15 protein-coding genes are annotated in these 16882 nt (G+C 67.3%); 12 read left to right on the forward strand and 3 right to left on the reverse strand.

Going from position 1 to position 16882, the window contains the following annotated elements:
- Positions 1–3: 3 nt before the first annotated feature.
- Positions 4–435, reverse strand: coding sequence for a DUF5318 domain-containing protein (locus tag G6N59_RS16580; protein WP_020099850.1), 432 nt, complete (start codon positions 433–435; stop codon positions 4–6).
- Between the two features lie 144 nt (positions 436–579).
- Between G6N59_RS16580 and G6N59_RS16585 the strand changes: the two genes are divergently transcribed.
- The 10 genes from G6N59_RS16585 (at position 580) to G6N59_RS16630 (ending at position 10578) form a co-directional block, all read left to right on the forward strand.
- Positions 580–1434, forward strand: a complete 855-nt coding sequence (locus tag G6N59_RS16585; RefSeq protein ID WP_138232287.1) for a DUF1707 SHOCT-like domain-containing protein — start codon at positions 580–582, stop codon at positions 1432–1434.
- Between the two features lie 166 nt (positions 1435–1600).
- A complete protein-coding gene (locus tag G6N59_RS16590) occupies positions 1601–2173 on the forward strand; it encodes a PadR family transcriptional regulator (RefSeq protein ID WP_138232288.1) in 573 nt (190 codons plus the stop codon).
- Between the two features lie 53 nt (positions 2174–2226).
- Positions 2227–3315 (forward strand): inositol-3-phosphate synthase, encoded by a 1089-nt coding sequence (locus G6N59_RS16595; protein WP_138232289.1) that lies wholly within the window; start codon positions 2227–2229, stop codon positions 3313–3315.
- A 185-nt stretch (positions 3316–3500) separates the two neighbouring features.
- Positions 3501–4064 carry an alkyl hydroperoxide reductase subunit C gene (gene ahpC, locus G6N59_RS16600; protein WP_138232290.1) on the forward strand — a complete coding sequence of 188 codons (564 nt, stop codon included), beginning with the start codon at positions 3501–3503 and terminating at the stop codon, positions 4062–4064.
- Between the two features lie 130 nt (positions 4065–4194).
- The gene (gene ahpF, locus G6N59_RS16605; protein ID WP_138232291.1) at positions 4195–5766 is read left to right on the forward strand and encodes an alkyl hydroperoxide reductase subunit F; all 1572 of its coding nucleotides are present in this window, start codon (positions 4195–4197) and stop codon (positions 5764–5766) included.
- Between the two features lie 21 nt (positions 5767–5787).
- Complete coding sequence (locus G6N59_RS16610) at positions 5788–6702, forward strand: Rv0045c family esterase (RefSeq protein ID WP_138232292.1); 915 nt, start codon at positions 5788–5790, stop codon at positions 6700–6702.
- 9 nt (positions 6703–6711) lie between these two features.
- Positions 6712–7494, forward strand: coding sequence for an LLM class F420-dependent oxidoreductase (locus G6N59_RS16615; protein WP_138232293.1), 783 nt, complete (start codon positions 6712–6714; stop codon positions 7492–7494).
- 78 nt (positions 7495–7572) lie between these two features.
- Positions 7573–9339, forward strand: coding sequence for an ABC transporter substrate-binding protein/permease (locus G6N59_RS16620; protein WP_179970209.1), 1767 nt, complete (start codon positions 7573–7575; stop codon positions 9337–9339).
- Complete coding sequence (locus G6N59_RS16625) at positions 9336–10073, forward strand: amino acid ABC transporter ATP-binding protein (RefSeq protein WP_138232294.1); 738 nt, start codon at positions 9336–9338, stop codon at positions 10071–10073. Before G6N59_RS16620 ends, G6N59_RS16625 begins: the two co-directional genes overlap by 4 nt.
- Positions 10074–10113: 40 nt before the next feature.
- Positions 10114–10578 (forward strand): MarR family winged helix-turn-helix transcriptional regulator, encoded by a 465-nt coding sequence (locus G6N59_RS16630; protein WP_043391536.1) that lies wholly within the window; start codon positions 10114–10116, stop codon positions 10576–10578.
- Positions 10579–10584: 6 nt separating this feature from the next.
- On the opposite strand, the gene ggh is transcribed toward G6N59_RS16630, so the two are convergent.
- A complete protein-coding gene (gene ggh, locus G6N59_RS16635; protein WP_138232295.1) occupies positions 10585–11925 on the reverse strand; it encodes a glucosylglycerate hydrolase in 1341 nt (446 codons plus the stop codon).
- 54 nt (positions 11926–11979) lie between these two features.
- Here ggh and G6N59_RS16640 point away from each other — a divergent pair, with 54 nt between their 5' ends.
- The gene (locus G6N59_RS16640; RefSeq protein WP_138232296.1) at positions 11980–12645 is read left to right on the forward strand and encodes an SDR family oxidoreductase; all 666 of its coding nucleotides are present in this window, start codon (positions 11980–11982) and stop codon (positions 12643–12645) included.
- A 62-nt stretch (positions 12646–12707) separates the two neighbouring features.
- Here G6N59_RS16640 and leuS read toward each other — a convergent pair whose 3' ends face one another.
- Positions 12708–15554, reverse strand: a complete 2847-nt coding sequence (gene leuS, locus G6N59_RS16645) for a leucine--tRNA ligase (protein WP_138232368.1) — start codon at positions 15552–15554, stop codon at positions 12708–12710.
- Between the two features lie 254 nt (positions 15555–15808).
- On the opposite strand from leuS, the gene G6N59_RS16650 reads away from it, so the two are divergent.
- The gene (locus tag G6N59_RS16650) at positions 15809–16846 is read left to right on the forward strand and encodes an LpqN/LpqT family lipoprotein (protein WP_138232369.1); all 1038 of its coding nucleotides are present in this window, start codon (positions 15809–15811) and stop codon (positions 16844–16846) included.
- Positions 16847–16882 lie beyond the last annotated feature (36 nt).

The raw sequence follows: 16882 nt of genomic DNA on the forward strand, positions 1-16882 counted from the left end.
CCGTCACTCACTGGCGGTGCGCGCTTTCGAGCGCGCTGCCCGGGTGCCTCGAGGCTTCGCTGCTTTCGGGGGACTCGGCGTCCCTAATACATATGACTTGACCAAATGATTCCAACTGCAAGTGCGGCATACCTCCACCACGTGAACCGCGAATTCGTCGAACTTGGCGGCCAGCAGGACGAGCTCCTCGGTGCTGCGAGCCGAACCCGACACCGCTCCGAGATGATCACCGAAGACCCACGACACCAATGTCAGTGGTTCTTTGCGGCAGATCGGGCACATCACCGAACTGGTACGCCCATGAAATTTTGCTGCGCGCAGCAGATAGGGGTTGGCGTCACACACCTCGGTGACGCCGGTACGGCCGGAATAGACCTCGGCCAGCAGTGACCTGCGCCGGAGCGCATAGTCGACCACCTGCCGCTGCAATCGCACGGTGACCAGAGTACGTCGGGCAGCTGGACGCCGATACGCGATGGCGCGCATGTAGCCGGGTTGTAGCCGGCTTGGTAGGTCTGGTGGTACACCGCGCGTGGCCGGGCTCACGTGAGCGTGCCGCCTGACCTTTACTCTTTCCCCGTGGCCACCGCAGCGACCCGGGCGAAAGACAGCGACCGCAACGACACCTGCCAAATCCTGGACGCGGCATTGGCCGACGGTCAGCTGTCCGCCGAGGAACACCGGCAGCGGGTCGCGGCCGCCACCACCGCGGTCACGCTCGGTGACCTGCGCGCGCTGGTGACCGATCTGCAGACCGGGGACGGGCCGGTCAAACTGCCCAACCTCAAGACCGGCGCAGGACGACCGGTGCGCACGACCGGTTGGGGACTGCTCGCCGCCGGAGCCGCGGTGATGCTGGTGGTCGGCATCGCGATCGGCTGGGGCATCTACGCCGCGCCGGGCCAGTCGCCGATGACCGCCGCCGAGGACCCCGGCGCCAAGCCCGACGGGGTGGCCCCGCTGGTCCTGACGCCGCCCAGGCAGTTGCAGTCTCTCGGCGGACTGACCGGGCTGCTCACCCAGATGAAGAAGAAGTTCGGCGACACCACCGGCTACGAGCTGAACATCTACTCCGACTACGCGATGCTCGAGCGTCCTGACCCAGGCGAACCGCGACGGGTCCTGCGGTACTACTACCGCGGCGGCTGGGACGACCCTGATACGACATCGGTCAGCAGTGACGAGCGCGTCGTCGACCTCGGCAAATTCGACGTCGAGAAGATCGCTGCCATCATGCACGGCGCCCCGGAGACCCTCGGGATCAAGCGCAACGAGATCAACAACGTCTACCTCGACATCAAGGGCAGCAAGGACATCACCGCGCCGCCGGACACCGTCGAGATCTCGATCTACGTGTCCGGGAAGTTCAACAACAGCGGCTACATCGAACTGGACCCGGACGGCAACCAAAAGCGCATCAACTACCCCGGTTGATTCGTCCGGTATTCGGCCGACGTTGACGGCCACATCGGGTGCCGTTCATCTTGCCGTGCCGATTCGATTGGCCACGTATATATCGGCGCGATACTATGAGCCGAGGTGTTGAAGCGTCCTAGCGCTTAATATGTGATGCCGTCAATTCAGGTCTGGAGGTGACACCGTGCTGGAGCTGGCGATCTTGGGGCTTCTGCTGGAGTCCCCCATGCACGGCTATGAGCTGCGCAAACGCTTGACGGGACTGCTCGGCGCGTTCCGCGCCTTCTCATACGGCTCGCTCTACCCGGCGCTGCGCCGGATGCAGGCCGACGGCTTGATCGTCGAAGACGCCGCGCCGCTCGGTGCGACGAAGGTGCGCCGCGCCCGCCGCGTGTACCAACTCACCGACGCCGGCAAGCAACGGTTCACCGAACTCGTCGCCGACACCGGCCCCCAGAACTACACCGATGACGGATTCGGTGTGCACTTGGCGTTCTTCAACCGGACGCCCGCCGAAGCCAGGATGCGAATCCTGGAGGGGCGGCGGCGTCAGGTCGAGGAACGTCGCGAAGGTCTGCGCGAGGCGATCGCACGGGCCAGCAGTTCGCTCGACCGGTACACCCGGCAGTTGCATCAGCTCGGGCTCGAATCCAGTGAGCGCGAAGTGAAATGGCTCAACGAACTGATTGCAGCCGAGCGCGTGGCAACTGCCGGACCGACGGCACCGCCGTCACAAGGCCACGCCGACCAAACCTGAACGCACACGCCCCCGGCGAACGCATTGAAAGAGTAGGAAAAGGAGACCGTCACATGTCTGAGTCGAACGAGGTTCGCGTCGCAATCGTCGGCGTAGGCAACTGCGCGGCATCGCTCGTGCAGGGCGTGCAGTACTACCAGGACGCCGACGAGAACTCGACCGTCCCGGGCCTGATGCACGTCAAGTTCGGCCAGTACCACGTGCGTGACGTGAAGTTCGTGGCCGCGTTCGACGTGGACGCCAAGAAGGTCGGCTTCGACCTGTCCGAGGCGATCTTCGCGTCCGAGAACAACACCATCAAGATCGCCGACGTGCCGCCCACCAATGTGACGGTGCAGCGCGGGCCGACCCTCGACGGCATCGGCAAGTACTACTCCGAGACCATCGAGGTGTCCGACACCGACCCGGTCGACGTGGTCAAGGCACTCAAGGACGCCGAGGTCGACGTCCTGGTCTCCTACCTGCCCGTCGGTTCCGAAGAGGCCGACAAGTTCTACGCCCAGTGCGCCATCGACGCCAAGGTCGCGTTCGTCAACGCGCTGCCGGTGTTCATCGCCTCCGATCCGGTGTGGGCCAAGAAGTTCACCGACGCCGGTGTGGCGATCGTCGGCGACGACATCAAGAGCCAGGTCGGCGCCACCATCACCCACCGCGTGATGGCCAAGCTTTTCGAGGACCGCGGCGTCGCCCTGGATCGCACGTACCAGCTGAACGTCGGCGGCAACATGGACTTCAAGAACATGCTCGAGCGCGAGCGCCTGGAGTCCAAGAAGGTCTCCAAGACCCAGGCCGTCACCTCCAACCTGACCGGCTCGCTGGCCGACAAGGTCTACGACAAGAACGTGCACATCGGCCCGTCGGACTATGTCGCGTGGCTCGACGACCGCAAGTGGGCGTACGTCCGCCTCGAGGGCCGCGCGTTCGGTGACGTGCCGCTGAACCTGGAGTACAAGCTCGAGGTGTGGGATTCGCCCAACTCGGCCGGCATCATCATCGACGCCGTGCGCGCCGCCAAGATCGCTAAGGACCGCGGTATCGGCGGCCCCATCCTGCCGGCCTCGGCCTACCTGATGAAGAGCCCGCCGGAGCAGGTCGCCGACGACCTCGCCCGCACTCAGCTGGAAGCCTTCATCGAGGGGTAATTGTCGACGTCAGAGTGGGCGGCCAGGTGAAACCTGGCCGCCCACTTGGCGTTTGAGGCGACGGGACGATCGTGGCCGGCCCTGTGAGACTGGCCACAACTGCCGTTTAAACTGGATTGAGTCCAGAAAATACGACTAGGGTGGTACTCGCAACAGACATCCGACAGACCCGAAGAGAGGTTCTCGTGGCCCTGATCAACAAGCAGATCAAGCCGTTCTCCGCCACCGCGTACAAGAACGGCACATTCATCCCGGTGTCGGACGCCGACATCAAGGGCAAGTGGGCCATCTTCTTCTTCTACCCGGCCGACTTCACCTTCGTCTGCCCGACCGAACTGGGCGACCTCGCCGACCACTACGAGGAGCTGCAGCGCCTCGGCGTCGAGGTGTTCTCGGTGTCCACCGACACCCACTTCACCCACAAGGCGTGGCACGACTCGTCCGACACCATCGGCAAGATCCAGTACGCCATGATCGGCGACCCGACCCTGCAGATCAGCACCGACTTCGAGGTGCTGCGTGAGGGCCAGGGCCTGGCCGACCGCGGTACCTTCCTGGTCGACCCCGACGGCGTCATCCAGTTCACCGAGGTCACCGCGGAGGGCATCGGCCGCAACGCCGCCGAACTGGTCCGCAAGGTCAAGGCCGCCCAGTACGTGCGCAACCACCCGGGCGAGGTCTGCCCGGCGAAGTGGGAAGAGGGCGAAGAGACCCTGGCCCCGTCGCTGGAACTCGTCGGCAAGATCTAGATCCGACGCACTGTTGGCGGTACGGGCCAGGTTCGCCCCCGGCCCGTACCGCTCATCAAAACTGCTTCACACCAACATCTTTCGGGTCGTACCGGCCCAGCCAGACCTATCCTCGATGGAGTTGATCCGCATGCTCGACACCTCACTCGCCAGCCAATTGAAGTCCCTGCTGGAGCGGCTGACCGTGCCGATCGAGCTGGTGTCCTCCCTCGATGACGGCCCCAAGTCCGCAGAACTCGCCGAACTGCTCACCGAGATCGCGGCGATGTCGGACAAGATCACCTACTCGCGCGGCGACGACGACGCCCGTCGGCCGTCGTTCGCCATCCGCCGCACCGGCACCGACGTCGAGGTCCGGTTCGCCGGCATCCCCCTGGGCCACGAGTTCTCCTCGCTGGCCCTGGCCCTGCTGCAGGTCGGCGGATACCCGTCGAAGGAAGCCCCCGAACTGCTCGAGCAGGTACAGGGCCTCGATGCCGACCTGCACTTCGAGACCTACTTCTCCCTGTCGTGCCAGAACTGCCCCGACGTCGTGCAGGCGCTGAACCTGATGGCGATCCTCAACCCGCGCATCAGCCACGTCGCCATCGACGGCGCGCTGTTCAAGGACGAGGTCGAACAGCGCAAGGTGCTGGCCGTCCCCACGGTCTTCCTGAACGGTGAGGTGTTCGATTCGGGCCGGATGACCCTCGAGCAGATCATCGGCAAGGTCGACGTCGGCGCAGCGCAGCGCACCGCCGAAGCGATCGCCGAGAAGGACCCCTTCGATGTGCTGGTGGTCGGCGGTGGACCCGCAGGCGCTGCGGCCGCAATCTACGCGGCCCGCAAGGGAATTCGCACCGGCGTGGTCGCCGAGCGGTTCGGTGGCCAGGTGCTCGACACCATGGCCATCGAGAACTACATCTCCGTCCCCCACACCGAGGGACCGAAGTACGCCGCGGCGCTCGAAGCGCATGTCGGCGAGTACGACGTCGACGTCATGAAGACCCAGCGCGGCGCGAAGCTGCTGCCCGCGCTCGACGAGGGCGGTCTCATCGAGATCTCGCTGGAGAGCGGCGCCTCCCTGACCGCGCGCACCGTCATCCTCGCGACCGGCGCCCGCTGGCGCGCGATGGACGTGCCCGGTGAGGCCGACTACCGCAACAAGGGCGTCACCTACTGCCCGCACTGCGACGGACCGCTGTTCAAGGGCAAGCGCGTCGCGGTGGTGGGCGGCGGTAACTCCGGCGTGGAGGCCGCGATCGACCTGGCGGGCGTCGTCTCCCACGTGACGCTCATCGAGTTCGACTCGGTGCTGCGCGCCGACGAGGTGCTGCAGCGCAAGCTCCGCAGCCTGCCGAACGTCGACATCCTGCTGAGCACGCTGACCACCGAGGTCCTCGGCGACGGCGACCAGGTCACCGGCCTCACCTACCAGGACCGCACCACGGGCGAGTCGCACCGCCTCGACCTGCAGGGCGTCTTCGTCCAGATCGGCCTGCTGCCCAACACCGAGTGGCTGGAAGGCAGCGTCGAGCTGTCCAAGCGCGGCGAGATCGTCATCGACGAGCGCGGCCAGACGTCGGTCCCCGGTGTGTTCGCCGCCGGCGACTGCACGACGGTGCCGTTCAAGCAGATCGTCATCGCGGCCGGAGCCGGCGCGACCGCTGCCCTGTCGGCATTCGATCACCTGATCCGGACCACCGCTCCCGTCGGCAGCTGAGCGCTTCACCCCGCGGGGGTAATGTCCGCAGACGTGGCCGCCGAGATTTCTGACGACGAACTGCTGACGCTCGACGAGTTCGCGCTGCTGCCCGAGAATGCCGAGCAGATCGGCGCGGCCCGTCCGCTACCGACGGTCTCGCGGATCGACGACGGACCGATCAGCATGCTGAAGTGGGGCATCGCCGCACCCGAGGTGGTGTTCCTGCACGGTGGTGGGCAGAACGCGCACACGTGGGACACCGTGATCCTCGGGCTCGGTGTGCCGGCGCTGGCGATCGACCTGCCCGGGCACGGGCGGTCGGCCTGGCGCGAGGACGGCGACTACGGCCCGAAGCTGAACGCAGCAACGGTGGCCCCGGTGATTCGGCGACACGCGCCCGGCGCCCGGCTGGTCGTCGGGATGTCGTTGGGCGGGCTGACCGCGCTGCGCATCGCGGCGACCGAGCCCGCCTTGGTGCCCGAGCTGGTGCTGGTGGACGTGACCCCGTCCGCACCGGAACGCCACGAGCAGATGACCCAGGCACAGTTGGGTGCGGTGGCGTTGGTAAAGGGCGACCGGAGCTTCCCCAGCTTTCAGGCGATGCTCGACGTCACCGTGGCGGCGTCGCCGCATCGCAGCCGGAACTCATTGCGCCGCGGCGTCTTTCACAACGCCAAGCAACTCGACGACGGCACCTGGACCTGGCGCTACGACTCGTTCCGCAGCGGCGACGGTTTTGTCGGACTGTGGGACGACGTGCCGTCCATCACCATGCCGACGACGCTGGTGCGCGGCGCCAAGTCGTTCTTCGTCAACGACGACGATGCCGCCGCCTTCGCCGCCGGTGCGCCGGGTTTCCAGCGGGCGCATGTGGTCGCCGATTCCGGGCATTCGGTACAGGGCGACCAGCCGGCGGCGCTCGTCGAGATCCTGCGCGGCGTCCTCGGCAGTTAGCGTGGGGACATGACCCATCCCATTCGCATCGGGGTTCAACTGCAGCCCCAGCACGCCCCCAACTACGGCTTGATGCGCGACGCGGTGCGTCGCTCCGAGGATCTCGGCGTCGACGTCGCCTTCAACTGGGACCACTTCTTCCCGTTGTACGGCGACCCCGACGGCGCGCACTACGAATGTTGGACCATGCTGGGCGCCTGGGCCGAGCAGACGTCGCGCATCGAGATCGGCGCGCTGGTCACCTGCAACTCGTACCGCAACCCGGAACTGCTGGCCGACATGGCGCGGACGGTCGACAACATCTCCGACGGGCGGCTGATCCTGGGCATCGGGTCCGGCTGGAAAGAGAAGGACTACGACGAGTACGGCTACGAATTCGGCACGGCCGGAAGCAGACTCGACGACCTGGCGGCGGCCATGCCGCGGATCATCGCGCGGCTGGGCAAGCTGAACCCGGCCCCGGTGCGCGAGATCCCGATCCTGATCGGCGGGCAGGGCGAGCGCAAGACGCTGAAGCTCGTCGCGCAGTACGCGCAGATGTGGCACAGCTTCACGACGGCGTCGACGTATCCCGAGAAGGCCGCCGTCCTGGACCGGCACTGCGCCGACGTCGGCCGTGATCCGTCCACCATCGTCCGCTCGGCCGGCGTGGACGACAGCGGCGATGGGCTGCTCGCCAACGCCGAAGCCCTTGTTGCGCTCGGTGTTTCATTGCTGACGGTGGGCGTCAACGGACCCGACTACGACCTCGGCCACGCCGAAGCCCTCTGCCGCTGGCGCGACAGCCGGTAGCGGGCGCTGCCCGGCCGGATGAATTCCCGGCGAGCTGAAGCCGCTGCATAGGGCCGGGCACCGACTAGGTTGACCTGCGTGACCTCTTTCCTGCGTGCAACGGTAGCGATACTGGTGGCACTCCTGGTCGGCTCACTGTGCGTGGGCGTCCCGGCCCGCGCCACCACCGACCAGTGCGCACCGCCCGGCGTGCAGAGCGCCAGCGCGCTGCCCACCAACCTGGCCACCGCCGCCCAGGGCGACGGCACCGACAAGTACACGACCCCTGGTACCCAACCGCTTTCGACGGTACGGCCCGAGGCCCTGGGCCTGGGCACGCCCGGTGTGCTGACCGTCGGCACGCTGTCCGACGCGCCGCCGAGCATCTGTATCAACTCCAATGGCGAGTTCACCGGGTTCGACAATGAGCTGCTGCGGGCTATCGCCGAGAAGATCGGACTCCGCGTCAACTTCGTCGGCACCGATTTCGCCGGGCTGCTGGCCCAGGTCGCGGCGCGCCGGTTCGACGTCGGATCGTCGTCCATCACCACGACCGACGCCCGCCGCCGCACCGTCGGATTCACCAATGGCTATGACTTCGGCTACTTTTCGCTCGTCGTGCCGACCGGGTCGGCGATCAACGGGTTCGGTGCGCTGAAGGCGGGACAGCGCATCGGCGTCGTGCAGGGCACCGTGCAGGAGGCCTACGTCGTCGACACCCTGCACCTGGAACCGGTGAAATTCCCGGACTACGCCACGGTGTACGCGAATATCAAGACCCGGCAGATCGACGCCTGGGTGGCGCCGTCGCAGCAGGCATCGGGCACGGTGCAACCCGGTGACCCGGCCCGGATCGTCGAAAACACCTTCAGCTTGGACAATTTCGTGGCCTACGCGGTCGCGAAGGAAAACACGCCGCTGATCAACGCGCTCAACGCCGGACTCGACGCGGTGATCGCCGACGGCACCTGGGCCAAGCTGTATGCCAACTGGGTGCCGCGCGCCCTGCCGCCGGGTTGGAAGCCCGGATCGAAGGCCGCGCCGCTGCCGCAACTACCCGACTTCAACGCCATCGCCGCCTCGCACGCGTCGGCGGCGCCGACGTCCGGCCCCGCGCCGAAATCCATACTGTCCCAATTGAAAGACGCGTTCGGAGACTGGCAGCTGTATCGACAGGCCATTCCGGATCTGTTCAAGACCGGGCTGCCCAACACCCTCATCCTGACCGTCAGCGCCAGCATCATCGGCCTGATCATCGGCATGGCGCTGGCCATCGCAGGGATCTCCCGGTCCCGCTGGCTACGCTGGCCGGCCCGGGTGTACACCGACATCTTCCGGGGCCTGCCCGAAGTCGTGATCATCCTGGTGATCGGGCTGGGCATCGGCCCGGTGGTGGGCTCGCTGACCGGAAACAATCCGTACCCCTTGGGAATTGCCGCGCTGGGGCTGATGGCCGGCGCCTATATCGGTGAGATTTTGCGCTCGGGTATTCAGAGTGTGGACGCCGGCCAGCTCGAGGCCTCGCGCGCGCTGGGCTTCGGCTACCCGGCGTCGATGCGCCTGGTCGTGGTGCCCCAGGGGGTGCGACGGGTACTGCCGGCACTGATGAACCAGTTCATCTCGCTGCTGAAAGCGTCGTCGCTGGTGTACTTCCTCGGGCTGATCGCCAGCCAGCGCGAGCTGTTCCAGGTCGGCCGCGACCTCAACGCGCAGACCGGAAACCTTTCTCCCCTCGTCGCTTCCGGTTTGTTCTACCTGGCCCTGACCGTTCCGCTGACCCATCTGGTCAACTACATCGACCGGCGACTGAGCAAGGGCCGGCCCGTCGAGCCTGAGACCGCTGTCGTGACCGAGGAGATGATATGACCGCGCCGCAGCCGGTTTCCCTGGCCGCCAAGGATATTCACCTGTCCTTCGGCGCCACCGCGGTGCTGCGCGGTGTCGACCTGGACGTCCCGGCCGGCACGACGACGGCCGTCATCGGACCCTCGGGCTCGGGTAAGTCGACCCTGCTGCGCACCCTGAACCGGTTGTACGAACCCGACCGCGGCGACATCCTGCTCGACGGGCGGTCGGTCCTCAAGGACAACCCCGATCAGCTGCGCCAGCGGATCGGCATGGTGTTCCAGCACTTCAACCTCTTCCCGCACCGGACGGTGCTGGAGAACGTCACACTCGGGCCCCGCAAACTCAAGCGCCTGGACGCCGAGGCCGCCCGCGACCTCGGCCTGAAACTGCTGGAACGGGTCGGGCTGAAACACAAGGCCGACGTCCGCCCCGCGACCCTCTCCGGTGGGCAACAGCAACGTGTCGCGATTGCGCGCGCCCTGGCCATGGACCCTCAGGTGATGTTCTTCGACGAGGCCACTTCGGCACTGGATCCGGAACTGGTCAAGGGCATCCTGACGCTCATCAGCGAACTCGGGGCGGACGGCATGACCATGGTGGTGGTCACTCACGAGATGGGTTTCGCCCGGTCAGCGGCAGAATCGGTGGTGTTCATGGACGGTGGCCGCGTGATCGAGACCGGAACGCCGGAGCAGATTTTCGAATCCGCCGAAACTCAACGTTTACGTCAATTTCTGGCGCAGGTCGTCTAACTACGACCAGTTTCCGGCATACACGTTAGACTATCGAACTATGTCGTCGACGGAGCCGCAGGTCGCGGACCTTGCAGGAGACCTGCAGCAGGTCCTCTCCAAGCTGTTCAACGTGATGCGCCGACGCGTCGAAATCCCGAAGGACGCCGAAGCCGGCGCCGATCTGACGTTGGCGCAGCTATCCATTCTGCTGACCCTGCTGGACCGCGGACCCATCCGGATGACGGAGTTGGCCGCGCACGAACGGGTCCGCACGCCCACCACCACGGTGGCGATCCGGCGGTTGGAGAAGCTGGGTCTGGTCAAACGGTCCCGTGACCCTTCCGACCTGCGCGCCGTCCTGGTGAACGTGACGCCGCGGGGACTCGTGCAACACCGTGAGGCACTCGAGGCCCGCCGCAAGGTGCTGATCGCGATGATGGCGAAGCTGACGCCCGAGGACATCGACAACATCTCCAAGGCCCTTGCGCCGCTGGAGAAGCTGGCCACCAGCAACGACGACTAGGTTGGGTCAGCCCAGCCAGTCCAGCACGGCCGCGGCAGTCCACGACTGCTGCATGCTGCCGAGCGGTTCCCCCGTGAACGGTTCGTAGTATTCGGCGAACGTGCCGTCGCTGGCCTGCCGCAAGCCTTCCCGCCGCAGGATCGAGGCGCGCTCGGCCCAGCCGCGGCGCGCGAAGCACCACGAGAACAGCCACGTCATCACGGGCCAGACCGGGCCGCGCCAGTACTCGCGCGGGCGGAAGTCGCGGGACACCGGTGACGTCGAGGGGATCAGCGGGTACTTGAGGTCGGGATGCGCACAGAACCGCGGGCCCTCCAGCAACCGCAGCAGCGCGCGTTCGCGCTCATGCGGCAGGCCACCGCAGAGCAGCGGCGCGAACTGCGCCACCGTCTCACTCTGAATCCATGTGCCGGCCCGCAGATCGAAGTCGCGGGCCGCTCCGGTGCGGTCGTCGGCCGTCGCGACCACGCCCTGCCGGAACCGTTCGGCCCACGAATATAGTTCGCGCACATCGGCATTCGGCCGTTTGTAGTCCTCGCCGATCTCGGCCAGCACGGTACACGCCACCGACAGGATGGCCGAGACGAAGACGTCCTCGACCTGAAAGCTCATCACCTTCGGCAGCAGCGCGTCGTCGTACCGGACGGACTTCATCTCCTCGAGCAGCCACAGGTAGCGGTCGTACTCGACGTCGGATGGCCGCTGGCTGGTGTCGGTGATGATCGCGTTGTCCTCGCGCTGATACTCCGGCACCGCACCCGGAATCACGTTGGCGTAGGCGCTATCCCACCGCGGCGAGTTGTCCATGCCGGACTCCCAGCCGTGATACAGCGTCACCCGGCCGTGCTCTTGCGGGTCGCGCGCCTCAGCCAACCAGCGGTGCCAGCGCACCAGGTCGTCCCACCGGCGGTCCAGAAACGCCTCGGCGACGACGCGCGTCGACCTGCCGCGGGTGCGGGCGTGGTCGAGAATGCGTTGCACCGCAATGGCATGCACCGGCGGCTGGGTGATCCCGGAAGTCTCCCGATTGCGCGGTGCGTTGACGGCGAGCGTGGAGGTCTCCCACCTGGCCGGCCCGGGAAAGTAGCCGTCGACCCCGTTGGCGAACACGATGTGCGGGATCATGCCGTTGGCCCACTGCGCCGACAACAACGTGTCCAGTTCGACGACGGCGCGCTCGACGGTCAGCGACGCCAGACCGATCGACACGAACGCGGCGTCCCAGCTCCACATGTGCGGGTACAGCAGCGGCGCTGCCGTCGTCATGACACCCAGGTCATTACCGCGCAACAGGTAGGCGGCGCGGGCGGAGAGTTGGGTGGGCGCGAAGCTGTGGTCGGGTGGCATCGCTGTCTATTGTGCGTCGCCGCCCCGGGATTCGCTGATCGGTAGGCTCACGCCATGCCGACCGCAATGATCACCGGCGCTTCCCGGGGCCTCGGAATGGCCATCGCCGAAGCCCTCGCGCCGACGCACACCCTGTTTTTGGCCGGCCGGCCGTCGGCCGAACTCGACGCCGTGGCCGAGCGGCTGGGCGCAACCACCTGGCCCATGGACCTCACCGATTACGAAGGCGTCGAGGCGGCGGTCGAGCCGATCGTCGAGCTCGACGTGCTGGTTCACAACGCCGGTGTGGCGTACCCGGGCCGGGTCGGCGAGTCCTCCATCGCGGAGTGGCGGGCCACCATGGAAGTGAATGTGCTTGGCGCCGTGGGACTTACGCTGCCCCTGCTGCCGGCGTTGCGCGCGGCCCGGGGCCAGGTGATCTTCGTCAACTCCGGTGCCGGCCGCAACCCGTCACCCGGCCTGGCCTCGTATGCAGCAAGTAAGTTCGCGCTGCGCGCCTTCGCCGACGCCCTGCGCGCCGACGAACCGGCACTGCGGGTGACGACGGTGTACCCGGGCCGGATCGACACCGACATGCAGTGGAACCTGGTGGCGTATGAGGGCGGCGAATACCAGCCCGAGCGCTTCCTCAAGCCCGCCACCGTCGCCCAACTGATCGCTCAGGTGGTGGCCACGCCCGAGGACGCCCACCAGCACGAAGTGATCATCCGCCCCCGCTGATTCCCAGCGATCTGTGCACGATTTTCCGCGGTCGGCGCGGAAAATCGTGCACAAATCCCCGGTCAAGCGACGATGTTGACCAGCCGGCCGGGCACGATGATGACCTTCTTCGGCGTCGCGCCGGCGAGGAAGGCCTGCACCTTCTCATCGGCGAGGGCCGCGGCTTCCAGCGTGGCCTTGTCCGCATCGGCGGAGACGACGATCTTGCCGCGCACCTTGCCGTTGACCTGCACCGGGTACTCGACGGTGTCGTCGACCAGGTAGCGCTCGTCGGCGACCGGGAACGGGCCGTGTGCCAGTGACGCGGCGCTGCCGAGGCGGCGCCACAGTTCCTCGGCCAGGTGCGGGGCCAGTGGCGCGACCATCAGCACCAGCGGCTCGACCGCGGCGCGGGCGGTGACACCCTCCTTGGTGAGGTGGTTCGTGTACTCGATGAGCTTGGCCGCGGCGGTGTTGTTGCGCAACGCCGCGTAGTCCTCGTTCACGCCGGCGATGGTGCGGTGCAACTGCTTGAGCGTCTCGTCGGACAACTCGTCGTCGGAAACCCTTGGCTCACCAGTGGTTTCGTCGACGACGACGCGCCACACGCGTTGCAGGAACCGGTGTGCGCCGACGACGTCCTTGGTGGCCCACGGCCGGGAAGCCTCCAGCGGGCCCATCGACATCTCGTAGACGCGCAGGGTGTCGGCGCCGTATTCCTCGCAGATCTCGTCGGGCGAGACGGAGTTCTTCAGGCTCTTGCCGATCTTGCCGAACTCCTGGTTGACCTCGATCTCGCCGTCCGGACCGGTCCAGAAGAACTTGCCTTCGCGCTCAACAACTTCCGCGGCCGGAACGTACGCGCCGCGGGAGTCGGTGTAGGCGAACGCCTGGATGTAGCCCTGGTTGACCAGGCGGCGGTACGGCTCCCGAGACGATACGTGGCCGAGGTCGAACAGCACCTTGTGCCAGAACCGCGAGTACAGCAGGTGCAGCACCGCATGCTCGACGCCGCCGACGTACAGGTCGACGCCACCCGGGTCACCGGCCCCGTGGATCTCGGGCCGCGGACCCATCCAGTACGCCTCGTTCTCCTTGGCGCAGAACGCTTCCGAGTTGTGCGGGTCGGCGTAGCGCAGCTCGTACCAGGAGCTGCCGGCCCACTGCGGCATGACGTTGGTGTCGCGGGTGTAGGGCTGCAGCCCGTCACCCAGATCCAGGTCGACGTGCACCCAATCGGTGGCCTTGTTCAGCGGCGGTGACGGCTCGCTGTCGGCGTTGTCCGGGTCGAACAGCACCGGCGAGTAGTCGGGCACGTCCGGCAACTCGACGGGCAGCGCCGAATCCGGCAGCGGGTGGGCCCGGCCGTCGGCGTCGTAGACGATGGGGAACGGCTCGCCCCAGTACCGCTGACGCGCGAAAAGCCAGTCGCGGAGCTTGAATTCGACGCGGGCCTGGCCCCGGCCGGCCGCGACCAGCTTCTCGGTGACGGCAGCCTTGGCGTCGGCGACGGCCAGGCCGTCGAGGTAATCCGAGTTGACCAGCACGCCGTCGCCGGTGTGCGCGGACTCTGAAATATCCCCACCGGCAATGACTTCCACGATGGGCAGGCCGAACGCCGTGGCGAACTCCCAGTCACGCTGGTCGTGGCCGGGCACCGCCATGATGGCGCCGGTGCCGTAGCCCGCCAGCACGTAGTCCGCGATGAAGATTGGAACCTGTTGTCCATTAACGGGATTCGTGGCGTAGGCGCCGATGAACACACCGGTCTTGGTCTTGTTCTCCTGGCGCTCCAGGTCCGACTTCGCGGCGATGGCGGCGCGATAGGCCGCGACGGCCTCGGCCGGGGTGGCCGCGCCGGAGGTCCACCGAGCGTCGACGTCGGCGGGCCAGGCCTCGGCCACCAGCGAATCGACCAGGTCGTGTTCGGGAGCCAGCACCAGGTAGGTGGCACCGAACAGGGTGTCGGGCCGGGTGGTGAAGACCTCGATGTCGGCAGCCTCAGCCGCCGAGCCCGCGGAGAACAGCACCTCGGCACCGACGGAGCGGCCGATCCAGTTGCGCTGCATGGCCTTGACCTTGTCGGGCCAGTCCAGCAGGTCCAGGTCCTCGAGCAGGCGGTCCGAGTACGCGGTGATGCGCATCATCCACTGCCGCAAGCGCTTCCGGAACACCGGGAAGTTGCCGCGCTCACTGCGCCCGTCGGAGGTGACCTCCTCGTTGGCCAGCACGGTGCCCAGACCTGGGCACCAGTTCACCATCGAGTCGGAGCGGTACACCAGGCGATACGAATCGACCACCTCGGCCCGCTCGACGGCGGACAGCGTCGACCAGTCCCGGCCGTCATCGAGAGTCCTTGCACCGGAATCGAATTCGGCGATGAGCTCGGCGACCGGCCGGGCCTTCTGCCGCGATACGTCGAACCAGGCGTTGTAGATCTGGAGGAAGATCCACTGCGTCCACTTGTAGAAGTCGGTGTCGGTGGTGGCGAAGCTGCGCCGCGCATCATGGCCCAGACCCAGCCGTCCCAGCTGCCGACGGAAATTGACGATGTTGGCCTCGGTCCGGGTGCGCGGGTGCGTGCCCGTCTGCACCGCGTACTGCTCGGCGGGCAGGCCGAAGGCGTCGAAACCCAGGGCGTGCAGGACGTTGCGGCCCGTCATGCGGAAGTAGCGGGCGTATACATCGGTGGCGATGTAGCCGAGTGGGTGTCCGACATGCAGACCGTCACCCGAGGGGTACGGGAACATGTCCTGCACGAACATCTTGTCGGCCGGCACCGACGAGCCGTCGGTGGGCGCGAGGGAGCCGACTGGGTTGGGCACGTGAAAGGTCCCGCGGTCTGTCCACACCTGCTGCCAGTCGGCCTCGATGCGGCCGGCCAGTTCGGCGGTGTAACGGTGCTGCGGGCTGTCGGCGTCTACGGCCACGGCCGCCTCGGGACGCGCGTTGGCCTGCGCATTCGGGGATTCGCTCACGTGCACAGGGTAGTCAACACCCCCGGCGCGACCTGCATCACGCCAGCCGGTGGAGCGCCGGGGGCTGTTGGTCTCGGTTCCGTTGCAGTGCGGTCAGAGCACGGTTGCAGGTGCGCGCCGGACCTGGTGGGTACCGCGCACACCTACATACAGTCGGCTGCAGTGCAACGCGTGAGACAGAAGTGAAGCGGAAGGACCGGCCCGACATGTTCGAGAACGCCCGCCCCTGGAGACTTCTGGCAGGAGGTATCGCCGCGGGCCTCGCGGGCGTCGTCGGCTTCGCAGGCAACGTCGCATCCGCCGAACCGCTCCCGCCCCAGCCCGTCATCCCGGCCCCCGCGACGGTGACCCAGACCGTCACCGTGCAGGCCGCACCGGCGCCGGTGGCTGCGGCGCAACCGGCCGGGCCCGCCTTCATCCCCGCCGGTCAGCCCGCCGGGGTCCCGCAGCCGGCCACGATTCCCCAGCCGGCGGTGGCCCAACCGGTCCCCGCCCCCGCTCCGGCCCCGGTCCTCGCGCCGGCCGCCTCGGGCACCATCGTCGACTACTTCCGCGCCCACAACGTCGCCATGCAGCGGCAGACGGCGCCGGGCTTCACCGCACTGAACATCGTCTTGCCGGTGCCTCCGGGTTGGGCCGCTGTCCCGGATCCCAACGTGCCGGACGCCTTCGCCGTCATCGCGGACCGCGTCGGCGGCGACGGCCTCTACACCTCGAACGCCGCGCTGCAGGTCTACAAGCTGGTGGGCGACTTCGACCCGCGGGAAGCCATCAGTCACGGGTTCATCGACAGCCAGCAGCAGGTCGCGTGGCGGTCCACCGACGGTTCGATGGCCGATTTCTACGGCATGCCGTCGTCGATCATCGAAGGCACCTACCGCGAGAACAACATGACGCTGAACACCTCGCGGCGGCACATCATCGCGACGTCGGGCGCGGACCGCTACCTGGTGACGCTGGCGGTGACGACCAGCGCGCAGGTGACCGTGGCCTCCGGCAACGCCACCGACGCCATCGTCAACGGGTTCAAGGTCAGCGTCCCAGGCGCGCCCGCCGCCGCACCAGCGCCGGCCGCCGTACCCGCGCCCGCTGCCATACCCGCGCCCGCTGCCATACCCGCGCCCGCTCCCGCCGCGCCGGCGCCGGCCGCACCCGCACCAATGGTTCCGGCTCCGGCCGCCGTCCCGCCGCACACCGCCGGGGCCGTGCCCCTCACCGCATCGATTCCCGCCCTGGGCCGCTGACCGGTCGCCGGTTTGGAGTGGCCGCCCGGCCGCCCC

The sequence above is a fragment of the Mycolicibacterium aubagnense genome (genome assembly GCF_010730955.1).
Taxonomy (GTDB): domain Bacteria; phylum Actinomycetota; class Actinomycetes; order Mycobacteriales; family Mycobacteriaceae; genus Mycobacterium; species Mycobacterium aubagnense.

Bases quoted from the DNA above. Each gene is read 5' to 3' on its own strand.
- G6N59_RS16595 (WP_138232289.1), top strand. From the start codon at position 2,227: ATGTCTGAGTCGAACGAGGTTCGCGTCGCAATCGTCGGCGTAGGCAAC.
- ahpF (WP_138232291.1), top strand. From the start codon at position 4,195: ATGCTCGACACCTCACTCGCCAGCCAATTGAAGTCCCTGCTGGAGCGG.
- G6N59_RS16610 (WP_138232292.1), top strand. From the start codon at position 5,788: ATGTCCGCAGACGTGGCCGCCGAGATTTCTGACGACGAACTGCTGACG.
- G6N59_RS16615 (WP_138232293.1), top strand. From the start codon at position 6,712: ATGACCCATCCCATTCGCATCGGGGTTCAACTGCAGCCCCAGCACGCC.
- G6N59_RS16625 (WP_138232294.1), top strand. From the start codon at position 9,336: ATGACCGCGCCGCAGCCGGTTTCCCTGGCCGCCAAGGATATTCACCTG.
- G6N59_RS16630 (WP_043391536.1), top strand. From the start codon at position 10,114: ATGTCGTCGACGGAGCCGCAGGTCGCGGACCTTGCAGGAGACCTGCAG.
- ggh (WP_138232295.1), bottom strand. From the start codon at position 11,925: ATGCCACCCGACCACAGCTTCGCGCCCACCCAACTCTCCGCCCGCGCC.
- G6N59_RS16640 (WP_138232296.1), top strand. From the start codon at position 11,980: ATGCCGACCGCAATGATCACCGGCGCTTCCCGGGGCCTCGGAATGGCC.
- G6N59_RS16650 (WP_138232369.1), top strand. From the start codon at position 15,809: ATGTTCGAGAACGCCCGCCCCTGGAGACTTCTGGCAGGAGGTATCGCC.